This is a genomic window from Ralstonia sp. VS2407 (assembly GCF_052950655.1).
In genome coordinates this window covers 1-469 of record NZ_JBRFVG010000248.1, presented here as the reverse complement: position 1 = coordinate 469, position 469 = coordinate 1, and the positions used below count along the sequence as shown (strand labels likewise).

The window sequence follows — 469 nt, the reverse complement described above, 5'->3', positions numbered from 1 at the left end:
GCAGTGGCGCGAGGTGTATGCGCGCGGGTTGCGTCACACCATCGGCTTCGGGTGGCACCCGGTCAGCGGCGTGTTCTACGGGGCTGACCAGGGCAGCGACTGGCACGGCGACAACATCCCCCCCGAGGAACTGAACGTCATCGAGCGCGGCAAGAACTACGGCTGGCCCTTCTGCTACGGCGACAAGAACCCCGATCCCTACGTGAATGTGGGGAACATGCCGGAGCGCATCAGCAAGCAGGAATACTGCGCCCGCACCCAGGGCAGCGTGCTGAACTACACCGCGCACGCGGCGGCCATCGCCATGGAGTTCTACAGCGGCACCCAGTTTCCCGCCGAGTACCGCAACGACGCCTTTATCGCCTACCGGGGATCGTGGAACCGCAGCGAGCCGAGCGGCTACGAGATCGCCCGCGTGAACTTCGACGAGGGCAACAAGCCGACCGCCATCACGCCCTTTATCACGGGC

General features: G+C 65.5%; 1 protein-coding gene. It reads left to right on the top strand.

Translation table 11 applies throughout. The features are described 5' to 3' along the window. A partial coding sequence (locus tag ACU8YE_RS24865) for a PQQ-dependent sugar dehydrogenase (protein WP_446930206.1) occupies positions 1 to 469 on the top strand: 469 nt, incomplete at both ends.